This is a genomic window from Pseudomonas sp. Z2-11, from assembly GCF_054161305.1.
This window is the reverse complement of the sequence record NZ_CP096395.1, coordinates 860,880-879,337: the sequence shown is the minus strand read 5'-3', so window position 1 is coordinate 879,337 and position 18,458 is coordinate 860,880. Positions and strand designations below refer to the sequence as shown.

General features: G+C 62.0%; 14 protein-coding genes. 9 read left to right on the top strand and 5 right to left on the bottom strand.

Annotation, left to right across the window (positions count from 1 at the left end; all coding sequences use genetic code 11):
- The first annotated feature begins 10 nt into the window (after positions 1 to 10).
- Positions 11 to 979 (top strand): ABC transporter ATP-binding protein, encoded by a 969-nt coding sequence (locus tag M1E16_RS03785; protein WP_434653691.1) that lies wholly within the window; start codon positions 11 to 13, stop codon positions 977 to 979.
- Positions 979 to 1,959 carry a peptide ABC transporter ATP-binding protein gene (locus tag M1E16_RS03780; RefSeq protein WP_305496858.1) on the top strand — a complete coding sequence of 327 codons (981 nt, stop codon included), beginning with the start codon at positions 979 to 981 and terminating at the stop codon, positions 1,957 to 1,959. Before M1E16_RS03785 ends, M1E16_RS03780 begins: the two co-directional genes overlap by 1 nt.
- A 190-nt stretch (positions 1,960 to 2,149) precedes the next feature.
- On the opposite strand, the gene M1E16_RS03775 is transcribed toward M1E16_RS03780, so the two are convergent.
- Positions 2,150 to 2,401 (bottom strand): hypothetical protein, encoded by a 252-nt coding sequence (locus M1E16_RS03775; RefSeq protein ID WP_458129241.1) that lies wholly within the window; start codon positions 2,399 to 2,401, stop codon positions 2,150 to 2,152.
- Positions 2,402 to 2,823: 422 nt separating this feature from the next.
- Complete coding sequence (locus tag M1E16_RS03770) at positions 2,824 to 4,407, bottom strand: peptide chain release factor 3 (protein ID WP_305496861.1); 1,584 nt, start codon at positions 4,405 to 4,407, stop codon at positions 2,824 to 2,826.
- A 334-nt stretch (positions 4,408 to 4,741) separates the two neighbouring features.
- Between M1E16_RS03770 and M1E16_RS03765 the strand changes: the two genes are divergently transcribed.
- From M1E16_RS03765 to M1E16_RS03745, 5 genes are all read left to right on the top strand, one after another.
- The gene (locus M1E16_RS03765) at positions 4,742 to 5,458 is read left to right on the top strand and encodes an ABC transporter permease (protein WP_186612146.1); all 717 of its coding nucleotides are present in this window, start codon (positions 4,742 to 4,744) and stop codon (positions 5,456 to 5,458) included.
- Between the two features lie 24 nt (positions 5,459 to 5,482).
- The gene (locus tag M1E16_RS03760; RefSeq protein ID WP_458129240.1) at positions 5,483 to 6,385 is read left to right on the top strand and encodes a glycine betaine ABC transporter substrate-binding protein; all 903 of its coding nucleotides are present in this window, start codon (positions 5,483 to 5,485) and stop codon (positions 6,383 to 6,385) included.
- Between the two features lie 15 nt (positions 6,386 to 6,400).
- Complete coding sequence (locus M1E16_RS03755) at positions 6,401 to 7,054, top strand: ABC transporter permease (RefSeq protein ID WP_305496867.1); 654 nt, start codon at positions 6,401 to 6,403, stop codon at positions 7,052 to 7,054.
- Positions 7,051 to 8,208 carry an osmoprotectant ABC transporter ATP-binding protein OsmV gene (locus M1E16_RS03750; protein ID WP_305496869.1) on the top strand — a complete coding sequence of 386 codons (1,158 nt, stop codon included), beginning with the start codon at positions 7,051 to 7,053 and terminating at the stop codon, positions 8,206 to 8,208. The genes M1E16_RS03755 and M1E16_RS03750 overlap by 4 nt, the downstream gene beginning before the upstream one ends.
- Before the next feature lie 544 nt (positions 8,209 to 8,752).
- Positions 8,753 to 9,916 (top strand): type III PLP-dependent enzyme, encoded by a 1,164-nt coding sequence (locus tag M1E16_RS03745; RefSeq protein WP_434569840.1) that lies wholly within the window; start codon positions 8,753 to 8,755, stop codon positions 9,914 to 9,916.
- A 36-nt stretch (positions 9,917 to 9,952) separates the two neighbouring features.
- Here the strand turns inward: M1E16_RS03745 and M1E16_RS03740 are convergent, their stop codons facing one another.
- Together M1E16_RS03740 and M1E16_RS03735 are read right to left on the bottom strand one after the other, a co-directional pair.
- A complete protein-coding gene (locus tag M1E16_RS03740) occupies positions 9,953 to 10,714 on the bottom strand; it encodes a tetratricopeptide repeat protein (protein ID WP_458129239.1) in 762 nt (253 codons plus the stop codon).
- Complete coding sequence (locus M1E16_RS03735) at positions 10,715 to 11,395, bottom strand: Fe2+-dependent dioxygenase (protein WP_434569842.1); 681 nt, start codon at positions 11,393 to 11,395, stop codon at positions 10,715 to 10,717.
- Between the two features lie 209 nt (positions 11,396 to 11,604).
- On the opposite strand from M1E16_RS03735, the gene M1E16_RS03730 reads away from it, so the two are divergent.
- Both M1E16_RS03730 and M1E16_RS03725 read left to right on the top strand, forming a co-directional pair.
- On the top strand, positions 11,605 to 13,923 hold the full coding sequence (locus M1E16_RS03730) for a TonB-dependent receptor (protein ID WP_458129238.1): 2,319 nt from the start codon (positions 11,605 to 11,607) through the stop codon (positions 13,921 to 13,923).
- A gap of 283 nt (positions 13,924 to 14,206) precedes the next feature.
- A complete protein-coding gene (locus tag M1E16_RS03725) occupies positions 14,207 to 16,732 on the top strand; it encodes a PepSY domain-containing protein (protein WP_458129237.1) in 2,526 nt (841 codons plus the stop codon).
- A gap of 137 nt (positions 16,733 to 16,869) precedes the next feature.
- On the opposite strand, the gene M1E16_RS03720 is transcribed toward M1E16_RS03725, so the two are convergent.
- The gene (locus tag M1E16_RS03720) at positions 16,870 to 18,411 is read right to left on the bottom strand and encodes an alkaline phosphatase D family protein (RefSeq protein ID WP_458129236.1); all 1,542 of its coding nucleotides are present in this window, start codon (positions 18,409 to 18,411) and stop codon (positions 16,870 to 16,872) included.
- Between the last annotated feature and the right edge of the window lie 47 nt (positions 18,412 to 18,458).

Here is an 18,458-nt window from a genome sequence, read left to right as displayed (position 1 = left end):
GGAGATTCCCATGTCATTGCTAGAAATCAAGAATCTCAACGTCCGCTTCGGCGACGCCACCGCCGTGCCGGTGGTCGACGGCCTGGACCTGAGCGTGGATAAAGGCGAGGTCCTGGCGATCGTCGGCGAATCGGGCTCGGGTAAATCCGTGACCATGATGGCGCTGATGGGCCTGATCGAGCACCCCGGCATCGTTACCGCCGATGCGCTGAACTTCGACGGCAAGAACATGCTCAAGCTGAGCAACCGCCAGCGCCGGCAGATCGTCGGCAAGGACCTGGCGATGGTTTTTCAGGACCCGATGACCGCGCTCAACCCCAGCTACACCGTGGGTTTCCAGATCGAAGAAGTACTGCGCCTGCATCTGAAGCTGTCCGGCAAGGCCGCCCGCAAGCGCGCCATCGAACTGCTGGAAAAAGTCGAGATCCCGGGCGCCGCCAGCCGCATGGATGCCTACCCGCATCAACTGTCCGGCGGCATGAGCCAGCGCGTGGCAATTGCCATGGCGATTGCCGGCGAGCCGAAACTGTTGATCGCCGACGAACCGACCACCGCTCTGGACGTGACCATCCAGGCGCAGATCATGGACCTGCTGCTGGCCCTGCAGAAAGAGCAGGACATGGGCCTGGTGCTGATCACCCATGACCTCGCCGTCGTGGCTGAAACCGCCCAGCGCGTGTGCGTGATGTACGCCGGCCAGGCCGTGGAAGTGGGCCAGGTGCCGCAGCTGTTCGACATCCCGGCCCACCCGTACAGCGAAGCACTGCTGGCGGCGATTCCGGAGCACAGCATGGGCGCCGAGCGTCTGGCGACGTTGCCGGGGATCGTGCCCGGTCGCTACGACCGCCCGCAAGGCTGCCTGCTGTCGCCGCGCTGCCCGTACGTGCGCGACAACTGCCGCCAGGAGCGCCCTGCGCTCGATCCGAAATCCAACAGCCTCGCCCGCTGCTTCTACCCGTTGAACCAGGAGGTGGCGTGATGGCCGTCGTACTTACCGCCCGTGACCTGACCCGTCATTACGAAGTGTCCCGTGGCATGTTCAAGGGCCATGCGACCGTGCGCGCCCTCAACGGTGTGTCGTTTGAACTGGAAGCCGGCAAGACCCTGGCCGTGGTGGGTGAATCCGGTTGCGGCAAATCCACCCTCGCCCGGGCCCTGACGCTGATCGAAGAGCCGTCCGCCGGTTCCTTGAAAATCGCCGGCCAGGAAGTGGCCGGCGCCAACAAGGCCGAGCGCAAGCAACTGCGCAAAGACGTGCAGATGGTCTTCCAGAGTCCTTATGCGTCCCTCAACCCGCGGCAGAAAATCGGTGATCAACTGGCCGAGCCGTTGCTCATCAACACCAACCTCTCGGCCACCGAGCGTCGCGACAAAGTCCAGGCGATGATGAAGCAGGTGGGCCTGCGCCCCGAGCATTACCAGCGCTATCCGCATATGTTCTCTGGCGGCCAGCGCCAGCGCATCGCCCTGGCCCGCGCCATGATGCTGCAGCCCAAGGTGCTGGTGGCGGACGAACCGACCTCGGCGCTGGACGTGTCGATCCAGGCGCAGGTGCTGAACCTGTTCATGGATCTGCAACAGGAGTTCAATACCGCCTACGTGTTCATCTCCCACAACCTGGCGGTGGTGCAGCACGTCGCTGACGACGTGATGGTGATGTACCTCGGCCGCCCGGTGGAAATGGGCCCCAACGAGTCCATCTACAGCCGCCCATTGCACCCCTACACCCAGGCGCTGCTGTCGGCCACCCCGACCATCCATCCGGACCCGAACAAGCCGAAGATCAAGATCGTCGGCGAACTGCCCAACCCGCTCAACCCACCGTCCGGCTGCGCCTTCCACAAGCGCTGCCCGTACGCGACTGAGCGTTGCAAGACTGAAGAACCGGCGTTGCGGCCACTCGACAACCGGTTGGTGGCGTGTCACTACGCCGAGCGGTTTCTTGACGGCGCGGCGTAAGGCTAAAGGACAGCAAAAGCACTTAAGGCGGAAAAGCCTTTGTGGCGAGGGAGCTTGCTCCCGCTGGACTGCGTAGCAGGCCCAAAAAGAGGGTCCGCTTTGCGGCCCAGCGGGAGCAAGCTCCCTCGCCACAGGAAATAAAAAAACCCTCCAGACCGACTCGGGCTGGAGGGTTTTTTATGCAGGGCATCTACGTCTGGCTGTCGCCCTCTTCATCCTCATCGCCATCCGGCGTGTCAATCGGCGAACCATCATCATCCTCGCCATCGTCCGGATCGCCTGCGTCCGCATCGGTCGCGGCAAGCATCAACTCGCCTTGAACCACCGAGCCACTCGACGCGTGCTTCTCGTGCTCATCGCATTCGGCCCACGCAGCGGTGGAACCGAGGGACAGCATCACCAACACTTTTAGAAAAAACATTATGCGCAGCAGCTTATTCATAGCCAATTCCTTCTTTACCGGATAAAGCCGGGGCCGACGGTGCTCAGGAAAATCGTGTTCTGAACAGACCGGTTCATCAGATAGGACGCCATGGAACAGCCAGAAATGCCGCTCTTCTAAAGAATGGTTTCGAATAAGGTTTATTCCCAAACCCACTGGCACCAAAAGGTCCAATGTGGGAGCGAGCCTGCTCGCGAAGAGGCCCGCACATCCGGCATCCAGGCAGGCTGACCCACCGCTTTCGCGAGCAAGCTCGCTCCCACAGGGGTTGTGGATGACTGGAAGATTGGCGACCTGCATAGGACCAATGTGGGAGCGAGCTTGCTCGCGATGACGGCGGCACATCCAAAATGGATATGGCTGACACTCCGCTTTCGCGAGCAGGCTCGCTCCCACAGGTTTTCGGTTTCGACGCTTGGGGCTTAGTGATGCTCGCGCGTCGCGCGGAATTTCACATCTGGCCAGCGCTCTTCCATCAGCGCGAGGTTGACCCGTGTTGGCGCCAGGTAGGTCAGGTGGCCGCCGCCGTCCAGCGCGAGGTTTTCCACGGCCTTGTTGGAAAATTCCTCGAGTTTTTTCTTGTCGTCGCATTCAATCCAGCGGGCGGAATACACGGTGATCGGCTCGTAGGAGCACTCGACCTTGTATTCCTCTTTCAGGCGACTGGCGACGACGTCGAACTGCAGCACACCGACGGCGCCGAGGATGATGTCGTTGCTGCGCTCCGGGAAGAACACCTGGGTGGCGCCCTCTTCGGCCAACTGCTGGAGGCCCTGGCGCAATTGCTTGGACTTGAGCGGGTCCTTCAGGCGTACGCGGCGGAACAGTTCCGGGGCGAAATGCGGGATGCCGGTAAAACCCAGGGCTTCGCCTTCGGTGAAGGTGTCGCCGATCTGGATGGTGCCGTGGTTGTGCAGGCCGATGATGTCACCGGCGAAGGCCTCTTCCAGTTGCTCGCGCTCCGAGGAGAAGAAGGTCAATGCGTCGCCGATACGCACGTCCTTGCCGGTGCGCACGTGGCGCATCTTCATGCCTTTTTCGTATTTGCCGGAGCAGATGCGCATGAAGGCGATACGGTCGCGGTGCTTGGGGTCCATGTTCGCCTGGATCTTGAACACGAAGCCTGCGAACTTCTCTTCCACCGGTTCCACGGTGCGCTCGTTGGCAACGCGTGGCAGCGGCCGCGGGGCCCAGTCGACAACGGCGTCGAGCACATGGTCGACGCCGAAGTTGCCCAGGGCGGTACCGAAGAACACCGGGGTCAGCTGGCCGTCGAGAAATTCCTGCTGGTTGAATTCATGGCAGGCGCCCTGCACCAGCTCCAGTTGCTCGACAAAACGCTCGTATTCGTCGCCCAGGTGCGCGCGGGCCTCGTCGGAGTCGAGCTTCTCGATGATCTTGGTTTCGGTGCGTTCATGACCGTGGCCGGCGGTGTAGACGATGATGTAGTCGTCGGCCAGGTGGTAAACGCCCTTGAAGTCGCGGTAGCAACCGATCGGCCAGGTGATCGGCGCGGCCTTGATCTTTAGGACCGCTTCGATTTCGTCGAGCAGTTCGATCGGGTCGCGAATGTCGCGGTCGAGCTTGTTGATAAAGCTGACGATCGGCGTGTCCCGCAGACGGCAGACGTCCATCAGCGCGATGGTCCGTGGCTCGACGCCCTTACCGCCGTCGAGGACCATCAAGGCCGAGTCCACCGCGGTCAGCGTGCGGTAGGTGTCTTCGGAGAAGTCTTCGTGGCCCGGGGTGTCGAGCAGGTTGATCATGTGATCGCGATACGGGAACTGCATGACCGACGTGGTAATGGAGATACCCCGCTGCTTTTCCATCTCCATCCAGTCGGAGGTGGCATGGCGGTCGGACTTGCGGGATTTCACCGTGCCGGCCACCGCAATCGCCTTGCCCATCAGCAAGAGCTTTTCGGTGATGGTGGTCTTACCGGCATCGGGGTGGGAAATGATGGCGAAAGTGCGGCGTTTCGCGACTTCGGCGGCCTGTTTGGTCATGGGAAATCGCCTGGCAGGTGATTCAAAAAAGGGCGGCGATTATAGCTCAACTTGTGCCAGGAACCGAACCGTTGAGCACATCAAGGGTGGCCAGATGCTGCCGCACATGGGAACCTTTTGCCACGTGGAGGCGTCCACCACCCTGATACGAGCAACCGTCAGGGGCTGAAAAATCAGCAAGTTAGCCTGACGAGGCTGCGCTCATGGCTCGCTTCGACAGCCGTTTTGACGGCATCGAAAAGAGCTGCTTCTCGCGAACGTTTTCCCGGCAACCGATGAAGGTCCGCCGCCCGGGAAAGCGTGCGCCGACAAAAAAAGACAAAGGAGTCCGCCTGTGGCTATCCGCTATGGCAAAGGGCTTATCGGGGGGGCGGTTGTCGTCGCCCTCCTGGCCCTGTTGGTCCACTGGATCGGCATCGATACGATCCACCGTTACCGCGACGACCTGCTGTTCTACCTGCAAGCGCACCTGATGCTTGTACTGGCTTCCATGTTGGCGGCCCTGATCGTCGGCATTCCCGCCGGCATCGCCCTCAGCCGCCCCGGCATGGTCGGGCGCGCCGAACGCTTCATGCAAGTGTTCAACATCGGCAATACCGTGCCGCCCCTGGCCGTGCTGGCCATTGCCCTGGGTATCCTGGGCATCGGCAGCGGGCCGGCGATCTTCGCCCTGTTCCTCGCCTCGCTGTTGCCCATCGTGCGCAACACCTATGAAGGCTTGAAAAATGTCCAGGGCTCGCTCAAGGAAGCTGCCGTCGGCATCGGCATGACCCCGCGCCAGGTGTTGTGGAAAGTCGAACTGCCCAACGCCGTGCCGATCATCGTCGGTGGCGTGCGCGTAGCCCTGGCGATCAACGTCGGCACCGCACCGCTGGCGTTCCTGATCGGCGCCAACAGCCTTGGCAGCCTGATTTTCCCCGGCATCGCCTTGAACAATCAGCCGCAATTGCTGCTCGGCGCGGCCTGCACCGCCTTGCTGGCGCTGCTGCTCGACGGCCTGGTAACCCTGGCCAGCCGCCTCTGGCTGGAACGCGGTCTGCGACCGTCCTGAGCCTGGCTGGATAAAGGAATCATTATGAAGAAGTTGAGCTTGATCCTGGGCTGCCTGCTGCTGTTCGCGGGGTTCGCCCAAGCCGCTGAAAAACCGCTGATCCGCCTCGGTGCCCGGGTGTTCACCGAGCAGACCCTGCTGGCCGAGATCACCGCGCAATACCTGCGCGACAAGGGCTACGACGCACAGGTCACTGGCGGGCTGGGCAGCAACCTGGCCCGCAGCGCCCATGAAACCGGGCAGTTGGATTTACTCTGGGAATACACCGGCGTGTCGCTGATTTCCTACAACCATGTCACGGAAAAACTCGACAGCGCCCAGTCCTACGCCCGGGTGAAAGAACTCGACGCGAAAAAAGGCCTGGTCTGGCTCGCGCCGTCGAAATTCAGCAACACCTACGCCTTGGCCCTGCCGGAGAAAGTCGCGAAGAAGTACCCGCAGATCAATTCCATCAGCCAATTGAATACGGTGCTGCAGACCGAGGCCGAGGAAAATCACCTGGTCGCGCTGGACACCGAGTTCGCCAACCGTTCCGACGGCCTGGCCGGCATGGTCGAGCGCTACGGCATGAACCTGACCCGCAAGAATATCCGGCAGATGGACGCCGGCCTGGTCTACACCGCCCTGCGCAACAGCCAGGTGTTCGCCGGACTGGTGTACACCACCGACGGCCGACTGAACGCGTTCAAGCTGAAGCTGCTGGAAGACGACAAGCACTATTTCCCCGACTACACCGCCGCGCCAGTGGTGCGCCAGGCCTTCCTCGACGCCCATCCGCAACTGGCCGCGCAGCTCAAGCCACTGGCCGAATTGTTCGACGACGAAACCATGCGCCAGCTCAACGCCCGCGTGGATGTCGATCATGAAAGCCCTTCCGCCGTTGCCGCCGATTTCCTGCGCCAGCATTCCCTGCTCTCAACCCAATGACCTAGAGGAAAAGCCATGGATTTTCTTGACGCCTTTTCCCATCTGGACTGGCCGCTGGTGCTGCACCTGACCTGGCAGCACATCACCCTGGTGGGCATCGCCGTGACCCTGGCGATAATCGTCGGCGTGCCGCTGGGCATTTTCATGACCCGCTTCCCGGCGCTCGCCGGCCCGTTGCAAGCCAGCGCCACGGTACTGTTGACCATTCCGTCGATTGCCCTGTTCGGCCTGCTGCTGCCGTTCTATTCCAAGTTCGGCCAGGGCCTGGGTCCGATGCCGGCGATCACCGCAGTGTTCCTTTATTCGCTGCTGCCGATCATGCGCAACACGTACCTGGCCTTGACCGGCGTCGAACCGGGCATTCGTGAAGCCGCCCGCGGCATCGGCATGACCTTCGGCCAGCGCCTGCGCATGGTCGAACTGCCGATTGCCGTGCCGGTGATCCTCGCCGGCGTACGCACCGCCGTGGTCATGAACATCGGCGTCATGACCATCGCCGCCACCATCGGCGCCGGTGGCCTGGGCGTGCTCATACTCGCTTCCATCAGCCGCAGCGACATGTCGATGCTGATCGTCGGCGCCGTGCTGGTCAGCCTCCTGGCCATCTTCGCCGACCTGCTTCTGCAATGGCTGCAACGCTCGCTGACCCCGAAAGGACTATTAAAATGATCGAACTTCAAAACCTCAGCAAAACCTTCAAGAGCAACGGCAAGGATGTAAAAGCCGTGGACTCGGTGAACCTGACCGTCAACGAAGGCGAGATCTGCGTGTTCCTCGGGCCGTCGGGCTGTGGCAAAAGCACCACGCTGAAGATGATCAACCGCTTGATCCCGCCGACCTCGGGCAAGGTCTTGATCAACGGCGAAGACACCACCGGCCTCGACGAGGTAACCCTACGCCGCAACATCGGCTACGTGATCCAGCAGATCGGCCTGTTCCCGAACATGACCATCGAGGAGAACATCACCGTGGTGCCGCGCCTGCTCGGCTGGGACAAGCAGAAATGCCACGACCGCGCCCGCGAGTTGATGAGCATGATCAAGCTCGAACCCAAGCAGTACCTGCATCGCTACCCCCGTGAACTGTCGGGCGGCCAGCAGCAGCGGATCGGCGTGATCCGCGCCCTGGCCGCCGATGCGCCGTTGCTGCTGATGGACGAACCTTTCGGCGCGGTCGACCCGATCAACCGCGAGATGATCCAGAACGAGTTCTTCGAGATGCAACGGGCGCTGAACAAAACCGTGATCATGGTCAGCCACGACATCGACGAAGCCATCAAGCTGGGCGACAAGATCGCGATCTTCCGCGCCGGCAAGCTGGTCCAGTGCGATCACCCGGACACGCTCCTCGCCCACCCGGCCGATGAATTCGTCAGCAATTTCGTCGGCCAGGACAGCACGCTCAAGCGCCTGTTGCTGGTCAAGGCCGAAGACGCCGCCGACAACGCCCCGTCGGTCAGCCCCGAGACGCCGGTGGCCGAGGCGCTGGAGTTGATGGACGAACACGACCGTCGCTACGTGGTGGTCACCTGCGCCGAGAACAAGGCGCTGGGGTATGTGCGCCGGCGCGACCTGTACCGCCAGACCGGCACCTGCGGGCAGTTCCTGCGGGAATTCAACGCCACCGCGGCCTACGACGAACATCTGCGGATCCTGTTGTCGCGCATGTATGAGTTCAACCGTTCGTGGCTGCCGGTGATGGATGCCGAGCGGGTCTTTCTTGGGGAAGTGACCCAGGAATCGATTGCCGAATACCTGAGCTCCGGCAAGTCCCGTGGCGGCAAGACCAGTATCGTCTCGCCGGCCGAGACCGCGTCTACCTGACCATCGGTGAAGCACAATTCCTTTGTAGTGAGGGGGCAATTTGTGGCGAGGGGATTTATCCCCGTTGGGCTGCGAAGCAGACCCAGACTCTGGGACCACGCTTATTCAGATAGGGCGAATCAACCGGATGGGGCTGCTGCGCAGCCCAGCGGGGATAAATCCCCTCGCCACAAAATCAAAAGGCACATTGCGCAAGGTTGAAAACCGATCCGAGGGAACATCAACCTGTCACACCGGTCGGTTACATCATGAGCTGTCGCGCACTGCACGACGGAGACGTGCAAAAACGCGACATTTTTAGTTGATCTCAGGCCCCTCACGCCCTAAAGTTCGCGCCGAACGTCCATGCTGGAAACGATCCATCCGGCTCAAGTACTGACGACGAGACAGCAAGGCCAAGGGAATCACGCATCCCGTGGCCTTTTTGCTTTCGGCGACATGCCTTGGGAAGTAGGCGAACCAAAGTGGGGATACGGAGGACGTTCGCGGGGGTTGCTGCCCTCAAACCCATTGATCCTGATGTTTGCCAGTAGGAGTCCCAAGTATGTCGATCCAGGTCGAAGATTATTTCGCGCGCGAAACCTTTCAGAAAATGAAGGCGTTCGCCGACAAGCAGGAAACCCCGTTCGTGGTGATCGACACCGCGATGATCTCGAAGGCCTATGACGACCTGCGCGCCGGTTTCGAATTTGCCAAGGTCTACTACGCCGTCAAGGCCAACCCGGCGGTGGAAATCATCGACCTGCTCAAGGATAAAGGCTCGAACTTCGACATCGCCTCGATCTATGAGCTGGACAAGGTGATGAGCCGTGGCGTCGGCCCGGACCAGATCAGCTACGGCAACACCATCAAGAAATCCAAGGACATCCGCTACTTCTACGAGAAGGGCGTGCGCCTCTACGCCACCGACTCCGAAGCCGACCTGCGCAATATCGCCAAGGCCGCGCCGGGTTCGAAAGTCTATGTGCGCATCCTCACCGAAGGTTCGACCACGGCTGACTGGCCCCTGTCGCGCAAGTTCGGTTGCCAGACCGACATGGCCATGGACCTGCTGATCCTCGCCCGCGACCTGGGCCTGGTGCCTTACGGCATCTCGTTCCACGTCGGCTCGCAACAGCGCGACATCAGCGTCTGGGACGCGGCCATCGCCAAGGTCAAGGTGATCTTCGAGCGTCTGAAAGAAGAAGACGGCATCGTCTTGAAGCTGATCAACATGGGCGGTGGCTTCCCGGCCAACTACATCACCCGCACCAACAGCCTGGAAACCTACGCCGAGGAAATCATCCGCTTCCTCAAGGAAGACTTCGGCGACGAACTGCCGGAAATCATCCTCGAGCCGGGCCGTTCGTTGATCGCCAACGCCGGCATCCTGGTCAGCGAAGTGGTGCTGGTGGCGCGCAAGTCGCGTACCGCCGTCGAGCGTTGGGTGTACACCGACGTGGGCAAATTCTCCGGCCTGATCGAAACCATGGACGAGGCCATCAAGTTCCCGATCTGGACCGAGAAGAAAGGCGAGATGGAAGAAGTTGTCATCGCCGGCCCGACCTGCGACAGCGCCGACATCATGTACGAAAACTACAAATACGGTTTGCCGCTGAACCTGGCGATTGGCGATCGTTTGTACTGGCTGTCGACCGGTGCCTACACCACCAGCTACAGCGCTGTGGAGTTCAATGGCTTTCCGCCGCTGAAATCGTTCTACGTGTAAAAACGCGCTTGCCTGACCCAAAAGCCCGTGACTTGCTCACGGGCTTTTTTGCATCTGCTGGATTCGCGCCTGATAGGCCTCGATCAGTGAAGACAACGCAGTCAGCCGCGCCGTCTGCAAGGTTTGCACGGCGACACGAAGAAAATTCAGATTCCCTCCGGCCAACGCCCGGCGCAACCACACCAAGCCCTCTTCGATACGGGCATCGGCAATCAATACGCAGCCATGGCTGAACTGCCCCCGAAAATCCCCGCCTTCGGCCGAACGTCGATACCACCGGGCCGCCGCCACCGGGTCCGCCGGGCAGAAACGCCCCTCTTCCAGATACCGCCCCAACAGATTCATTGATTTGGCGTGCCCCAGCTCGGCCGCGCGCCGATAAAGGACCAATGCCTGCGGCTGATTCTCAGAAACGCCGCGCCCAGTCGCCAGCAGGTTGGCCAGGTTGTACATCGCCCAATCCAGTCCTGCCTCGGCTGCCTGGCGATAATGTCCGGCCGCGACCGAAGGATCGGCGACACAACCCCAGCCATGCTCATGGCAACGCCCCAACATGTTGCGCGCCATCAGGTGCCCGCGTTGGGCGGCGATCTCGAACCAGCGCCGGGCCAGGGTTTTGTCCTGTTCGATACCGCGCCCGTCGAGCAGGATCTGCCCGAGCAGCGCCTGGGCCTCAAGCAGCCCTTCGCCCGCTGCGATCAGAATCGCCTGGGCCGCCCGCGCCGGGCTGTCCTCGAGCATGGCCTTGAGGGCCTCGCCGTCGAGCACTTCCTCGCGGCGCAGACGAAAATCCGCCACCTACACCTCGACCCAGCGACGCAACAGGTTGTGGTAGGTGCCGGTCAGGCGAATCAACGACGGATGCTCGGGCACGTCCCGGGTCAGTTCCCGGATCGCACCGTCCATCTCGAACAGCAGCGCGCGCTGGCTGTCTTCGCGCACCAGGCTCTGGGTCCAGAAGAACGAGGCATAGCGTGCGCCACGGGTAACCGCGTTGACCTTGTGCAGGCTGGTGCCCGGATACAACACCATGTCCCCGGCCGGCAATTTGACCCGTTGGGTGCCGTAGGTGTCCTGGATTTCCAGCTCGCCGCCGTCGTAGTCCTCCGGGTCGCTGAAGAACAGCGTGGCCGACAGGTCGGTGCGCACCCGCTCGGCACTGCCCTTGGGCTGGCGTACGGCATTGTCGATATGGAAATCGAAACTGCCGCCGGCGGTGTAGCAGTTCACCAGCGGCGGGAAGACTTTGTGTGGAAGCGCCGCCGACATGAACAAGGGGTTTTTCCACAACCGATCCAGCATGGCCGCGCCGATTTCCTTGGCCAGGGGATGCCCCTCGGGCAGTTGCAGGTTGTGCTTGGCTTTGGCCGATTGATAACCGGCCGTGACCTTGCCATCTGCCCATTCGGCCTGCTCCAGGGCCTCGCGGATACGCTGCACTTCTTCAGGAGAAAACACACCGGGAATGTGCAGCAACATGGCATTCAAGACCTGTGGATAACGCGGGGCGCCAATGGTAGTGATTCTTATTGACTGTGTACAACCCCCGCCAACGCGCCATTGGGCAGAAACCGTAAAGGCAAAATGTAAAGAATGTAAATTCCTCCCAAATAGCAATGTTTCGCAATTGATACATAAAAGTGTTTACCCTATATTCCGCCGCCTCAACCTTGGGGAAGGCACTGTTCATGTCGCGTCAACAATCACAATTACCGGTTAATTCACCTCGTCTGCTGGCCTCCGCCATCGGCGTCGCCCTCGGTGCGACGTCAATCGCACAGATGGCCCAAGCGGCGGAAAAGATCGACGAAAAAGCCCCGCGCAATGCCATTTCCCTGGACGCTACCAGCATTACGGGCGAGGCCCAGGACATGACGTCCTACCAGGTCGAAAAAGCCTCGTCCTCGAAATACACCGCGCCGCTGGTCGACACGCCGCGCTCGGTGACGGTCATTCCCCAGCAGGTGCTCAAGGACACCGGCGCCCTTAACATGCAGGACGCCCTGCGTACCGTGCCGGGCATCACCTTTGGTGCCGGTGAAGGCGGCAACCCCCAGGGCGACCGTCCATTCATCCGTGGCTTCGATGCCCAGGGCGACACCTACCTGGATAACGTGCGTGATACCGGTTCGCAAAGCCGGGAGATCTTTGCGGTGGAGTCCATCGAGGTCAGCAAGGGCCCGAACTCGGCCATCGGCGGCCGCGGCGCCGCTGGCGGCACCATCAATCTGGTGAGCAAGAAAGCCCACTTGGGCGACTCATTCGACGGCGGCTTCACCTGGGGTTCGGACCAGACCCAGCGCTACACCCTCGACGGCAATTACCAGTTCAGCGACAGCGCCGCCGGCCGGCTCAACCTGATGAGCCACGAAAGCAACGTCGCCGGTCGTGACCAGGTCAACTACGATCGCTGGGGCGTCGCGCCGTCGCTGGCGTTCGGCCTGGGCACCGACACCCGGATCAACCTCGACTACTACCACCTGGAAAGCAACGATCTGCCGGATTCGGGCATTCCCTACAGCGTTCCCGCCTCGGGCCGCACCGCCGATCGCACCAAAGCCAACCCGGACAAGCCCGATGCCGGCGGCGACAGCAGCAACTTCTATGGCCTCACCGACCGCGACTTCCGCAAGACCCGCGTCGACACCGCGACCATCGCCATCGAGCATGACCTGAGCGATGCACTGACCGTCAAGAACACCCTGCGCCACGGCTCCAGCATGCAGGACTACATTCTCACCCAACCCGACGACAGCAAGGGCAACGTCAACAACGGTACGGTCTGGCGGCGCGTCAACAGCCGCGTCAGCAACGTCGACACCACCACCAACCAGACTGATCTGTTCGGTGATTTTTATGTGGCCGGCTTCAAGAACAGTTTCTCCACCGGCATCGAGCTGAGCCGCGAGACCGGCGAGAAGACTTCGTACAACGTCAACACCGACACCGTACCGGGCACCACCGCCGCGAACACCAACTGCGCGCCATCGCTGGTCGGCGCACCGAGCGGCTACAACTGCACGTCGCTGTCCAACCCGAACCCGAACGATCCCTGGAACGGCGCGATTTCGCGCAATTACGCCGGCACCGACACCACCAGCGTCACCCGCGCGCTCTACGTGTTCGACACGCTGGAACTGTCACCGCAGTGGCTGGTGAACATGGGCTTGCGCTACGACCACTTCGACACGAAATACAAGACTTACGACGCCGCCGGTACCACCACGTCCAAGGGTGACGACACCAGCGAGTTCGTCACCGGCCAGTTCGGCCTGATCTGGAAACCAGCCGACAACGGCAGCATCTATGCGTCCTACGCGACCTCGGCCACGCCGCCCGGCAGCATGGTTGGCGAAGGCATCGAGGGCAATCCGCTCGGTGGGACGCCAGACCGCAGTGGCAACCTGCTCGCCAGTGACATGGAGCCGGAAACCACCAAGAACTACGAGATCGGCACCAAGTGGGACTTGCTCGACAGCCGGCTTTCGCTGACCGCGGCGATTTTCCGCACCGAGAAGGAAAACGCCCGGGTGCAGGTCGACACCACGAACTATGAAAACGCCGGCAAGACTCGCGTCGACGGCCTGGAGCTGTCGGCCAGCGGCAAGCTCACCGAGAAATGGCAGGTGTTCGCCGGCTACAGCTACCTGGACAGTGAGCAGGTCGATGGCGGGCCAATGAGCACCAGCGATGGCAACGAATTGCCGAACACGCCGAAAAACAGCGCCAGCGTCTGGACCACCTACGCACTCACGCCAAAGCTGACCATCGGTGGCGGGGCCTTCTATGTGGATGATGTGTTCGGCAGCGTGGCGAACACCACCATGGTCGACTCTTATGTGCGTTATGACGCCATGGCCAGCTACAAGGTCAGCAAGCACCTGGACCTGCAACTCAACGTGCAGAACCTGACCGACGAGACTTACTACGACAAGGCATTCTCGACCCACTTCGCCAACCAGGCGGCCGGGCGCACGGCGTTGTTGAGTACCAATTTCCACTTCTGACCGGTGGAAAGAACCCGACGCCGATGGCCAGGCAATGAACCTGTGGGAGCGAGCCTGCTCGCGAAAGCGGAGTGTCAGTTGATAAATGCGTGACTGACACGACGTCTTCGCGAGCAGGCTCGCTCCCACAGGATCTAACCACCGCCCATTACTGACCGGCACCGGGCAAAGCCCCGTTCATGCAAATGAATGGGGCTTTTATGTGTGTTTATGAATGCTTCTCGATAACACACGGCATAATGCACGCCGTGACAAACAGTATTGAATGAACAAGGCGGGCGACGTGTTGAAGAAAACCCTGTTCCAGTTGCACTGGTTTTTCGGCATCAGTGCCGGGCTGGTCCTGGCATTGATGGGCGTTACCGGTGCGGTGGTGTCTTTCCAGGACGAGATCCTGCGGGCATTGAACCCCGAGGTGCTGACGGTTGAAAAACAACCGGCCGGCGTCCTGCCGCCCGCCGAACTGGTGGAACAGATCGAAGCCGCCTCCGGCAAGACCGTCGCCATGCTCTGGGTCGAGACCGACAGTGGCAACGCCGCGCGGGCGATCTTCACCGCCCCGCCGGGAGAGAAACGCGGGCCGATGCGCTACTTCAACCCCTACAACGCGCAGTTTCTCGGCGATGTGGTGGGCCAGGATTTCTTCGGCCTGATGCTCAGGCTGCACCGCGTCCTGACCCTGGACGACGTGGGCCGGCAGATTACCGGCGCCTGCACGCTGATCCTGGTGTTCTTCTGCTTGTCCGGCCTCTACCTGCGCTGGCCACGCCAGTGGAAAAACTGGCGCGCCTGGCTGACCCTCGACTGGGCGAAAAAGGGCCGCAGCTTCAATTGGGACCTGCACTCCGTCGCGGGCACCTGGTGCCTGCTGTTCTATCTTTTGGCCGCCCTGACCGGGCTGACCTGGTCCTATGAGTGGTACAACAAAGGCCTGACCCGCCTGCTTTCCGATTCGCCCAAGGATGAGCGCGTGCGCAGCCGTGGCCCGGCACCGAGCGGCCCGGCGCCGATCGCCGATTACCGGGCCATGTGGAGCAGCATCTACAGCGCCGCCGGCCCCGGCCTGTCCGCCTACAACGTGCGCATGCCACCGGTGGCCGGGCAACCGGCGACGGTGTTCTACCTGCTCAAGGACGCCCCCCATGACCGCGCCCTGAACCAACTCATGCTCGACCCGAGCACCGGCGTCATCAGCCGTCACAGCCGCTACACCGACAAGAGCCTCAAGGCGCAATTGCTCACCAGCATCTATGCCCTGCATGTCGGCAGTTACTTCGGCCTGGTCGGGCGGATCCTGGTGACCGCCGCCGCATTGGCCATGCCGCTGTTTTTCATCACCGGCTGGCTGCTCTACCTGGACCGCCGACGCAAAAAACGTCAGGTCCGCCAGGCTCGCCAAGCGCTTGCCGGCAACCCTGGCGATGCCCCGGCGTGGCTGATCGGCTTTGCCAGCCAGAGCGGTTTTGCCGAGCAACTGGCCTGGCAGACCGCCGGCCAGCTCCAGGCCGCCGGGCTACCGGTGAAGGTCCAGCCGTTGGCCGGCGTCAGCGAAAAGGATTTGAACAGCGCCACCCGCGCGCTGTTTGTCGTCAGCACCTTTGGCGACGGTGAAGGACCGGACAGCGCTCGCGGTTTCGAGCGCAAGGTGCTCAGCCGGGCCATGAGCCTGGAACGCCTGCAGTACTCGGTCCTCGGCCTCGGTGACCGGCAATATGACAATTTCTGCGGTTTCGCCCGCCGCCTGCACGCCTGGCTGGCGGAGCACGGCGGCAAGACGCTGTTCGCGCCGGTGGAAGTGGACAGCGGCGACCCGTACGCCTTGCGGCACTGGCAACAGCAACTGGCCGAGCTGACCGGCCAGCCTCCGGCGGATGCGTGGCAAGCGCCGAGCTTTGAACACTGGACCTTGAGCCAACGCACCCTGCTCAACCCCGACAGCAGCGGTTCGGGCGTGTACCTGCTCGGCCTCAGCGCCCCCGGCCCGAGCAGCTGGCTGGCCGGTGACCTGGTGGAAATCCTGCCGCGCAATGACCCGTGGGCTATCGAACACTTCCTCGATGGCCTGGGTATCGCCGGTATCGCTCGGGTGCAGGTCGATGGCTTGCAGCAGACGCTCGAACAAGCCCTCGCCACGCGTCAACTGCCGGAAAACCGCGCCCACCTGGTGGGTCTGCACGCCCAGGCGCTGGTGGAGGCGTTGGCACCGCTGGGAATGCGTGAATATTCCATCGCCTCGATCCCCGCCGACGGTGTACTGGAACTGATCGTACGCCAGGAACGTCACGCCGATGGCAGCCTGGGCATCGGTTCCGGCTGGCTGACCGAGCATGCGCCGCTGGGCAGCCCCATCAGCCTGCGCGTCCGTCGCAACAGCAGTTTCCATCTGCCGCCCCAGGGCGTGCCGATGATTCTGCTGGGTAACGGCACCGGCCTGGCCGGCTTGCGCAGTTTGCTCAAGGCCCGTGTTGCCCAGGGCATGCAGCGTAACTGGCTGCTGTTTGGCGAGCGCAACCGCGAGCATGATTTCCATTGCCGCGACGAACTGCAGGAATGGGTGACCTCCGGCGACCTGGAACGCCTGGACCTGGCGTTCTCCCGGGATCAGGAAAAGAAAATCTACGTCCAGGACCGCCTGCTGGAATCGGCCGCGTTGCTCAAGCAATGGTTGTCCGACGGTGCGGTGATCTATGTCTGCGGCAGCTTGCAGGGGATGGCGTCAGGCGTGGACCACGCGCTCAATCTGGTGCTGGGCCGCGAGGAAGTGGAAAAGCTAATCGAGCAGGGTCGGTATCGGCGGGATGTTTACTAATCCTGGCCACCCGACATCAACCCTGTGGGAGCGAGCCTGCTCGCGAAGGCGGTGTGTCAGTTTGCACTTGTGTTGCCTGACACACCGTTTTCGCGAGCAGGCTCGCTCCCACATTGGTTTTGTGGTGAGCCTTGGATTCAAACCGGCTGCAACTTCTTCTCGAACACCGCCACGCCTTCAAGATCGCGCAACACCACGCTCATCTCCCCGCTCTGCCCGTCGATGTTCACCTCGCCAAAGAACTGATAACCGGCAAACGGCGAGGTGTTCTGCGCAGGGGGCGCTTTCTGGAATACCACTTCGGGACCGAAGGTCTTGTCCAGTGCATTGGGCCCGAAGCTGCCGGCATTCAGCGGCCCGGCGACAAACTCCCAGAACGGTTCGAAGTCCTGGAACGCGGCCTGTTCAGGATGGTAATGGTGGGCGGCGCAATAGTGCACATCGGCAGTCAGCCAGACGTAGTTGCGCACCTGATGCTTGCGCAGATAACCGAGCAGTTCGGCAATTTCCACTTCACGCCCCTGGGCCTCGCCCGGGTCACCGTTGGCGACCGCTTCCCAGCGCGGCACACCGGGGCTGACTTCGCCGTCGGGTACGCCGAGGCCAATGGGCATGTCGGCGGCGATGACTTTCCACTGCGCCCGGGATTGCTTCAGTTCGCGCTTGAGCCAGTTCAGTTGCTCACGCCCCAGGAACGGTTTCGCCGCGCCGAGGTTGGCGTCATTGGCTTCGCGGTAGCTGCGCATGTCCAGCACGAACACATCGAGCATCGGTCCGTAGCCGAGCTTGCGATAGATCCTGCCACCATGGTCGGCCTTCTGCAGGCGCATCGGCGCATATTCCAGCCAGGCCTGTCGCGCACGGCTTACCAGGCTGTGGATATTCTTGGTCTGGTAGCGCTCGTCCAGTTGCTTGCCCGGCGACCAGTTGTTGACCACCTCGTGGTCGTCCCATTGCCAGATCTGCGGCACCTCGGCATTGAAACGACGAACGTTTTCATCCATCAGGTTGTAGCGGTAGTTGCCGCGATATTCGTCCAGGGTCTCGGCAACCTTGCTCTTGGCTTCGGTGGTCAGGTTGCGCCAGATGCGCCCGCCCTCGGTGGTGACCTGCGCCGGCACCGGGCCGTCGGCGTAGATGGTGTCGCCGCTGTGGATAAAAAAGTCCGGCAGGCGCAGGCGCATGGCTTCGTAGATGCGCATGCCGCCAATGTCCGGGTTGATGCCGAAGCCCTGGCCGACGGTATCGCCGCTCCAGACAAACCGGATGTTGCGCTTGAACTGCGGCACGCTGCGCAAATGGCCGAGCCAGGGCTCGCTGGCGACACCGCTGCGGGCGTCTTCGAAATGCACGCGGTAGAAAATCGCCTGGTCGGGCGGCAGGCCGGTGAGTTCGACCCGGGCGGTGAAATCGCTGCGGCTGTCGGCCAGCGCCGAGACAAAGCGCCGAGGGTTGGAGAACTGGCTGCGGGTGTCCCACTCCACCACCATCCGCGCCGGACGGTCGCTGCGACTCCAGATCATCGCCCGGTCGCCCTGCAAGTCGCCCGATTGCACGCCTTCGGTCAGCACCGGCCGGTCCTTGACCGAAGCAATCACCACCGGCGCCAGACCCGGCAGCAACAAACCGGCACCAACGGCTTGCATTACACGGCGACGGCCCAGGTCGAATTCGCTCATGGTGTTCCCCCTTGAAATGGGAAAACTTAAGCATGGCTGTGTGAAGT

Coding starts and splice junctions, on each gene's coding strand:
- M1E16_RS03785 (WP_434653691.1), top strand. CDS start 11: ATGTCATTGCTAGAAATCAAGAATCTCAACGTCCGCTTCGGCGACGCC.
- M1E16_RS03780 (WP_305496858.1), top strand. CDS start 979: ATGGCCGTCGTACTTACCGCCCGTGACCTGACCCGTCATTACGAAGTG.
- M1E16_RS03775 (WP_458129241.1), bottom strand. CDS start 2,401: ATGAATAAGCTGCTGCGCATAATGTTTTTTCTAAAAGTGTTGGTGATG.
- M1E16_RS03770 (WP_305496861.1), bottom strand. CDS start 4,407: ATGACCAAACAGGCCGCCGAAGTCGCGAAACGCCGCACTTTCGCCATC.
- M1E16_RS03760 (WP_458129240.1), top strand. CDS start 5,483: ATGAAGAAGTTGAGCTTGATCCTGGGCTGCCTGCTGCTGTTCGCGGGG.
- M1E16_RS03755 (WP_305496867.1), top strand. CDS start 6,401: ATGGATTTTCTTGACGCCTTTTCCCATCTGGACTGGCCGCTGGTGCTG.
- M1E16_RS03750 (WP_305496869.1), top strand. CDS start 7,051: ATGATCGAACTTCAAAACCTCAGCAAAACCTTCAAGAGCAACGGCAAG.
- M1E16_RS03745 (WP_434569840.1), top strand. CDS start 8,753: ATGTCGATCCAGGTCGAAGATTATTTCGCGCGCGAAACCTTTCAGAAA.
- M1E16_RS03735 (WP_434569842.1), bottom strand. CDS start 11,395: ATGTTGCTGCACATTCCCGGTGTGTTTTCTCCTGAAGAAGTGCAGCGT.
- M1E16_RS03730 (WP_458129238.1), top strand. CDS start 11,605: ATGTCGCGTCAACAATCACAATTACCGGTTAATTCACCTCGTCTGCTG.
- M1E16_RS03720 (WP_458129236.1), bottom strand. CDS start 18,411: ATGAGCGAATTCGACCTGGGCCGTCGCCGTGTAATGCAAGCCGTTGGT.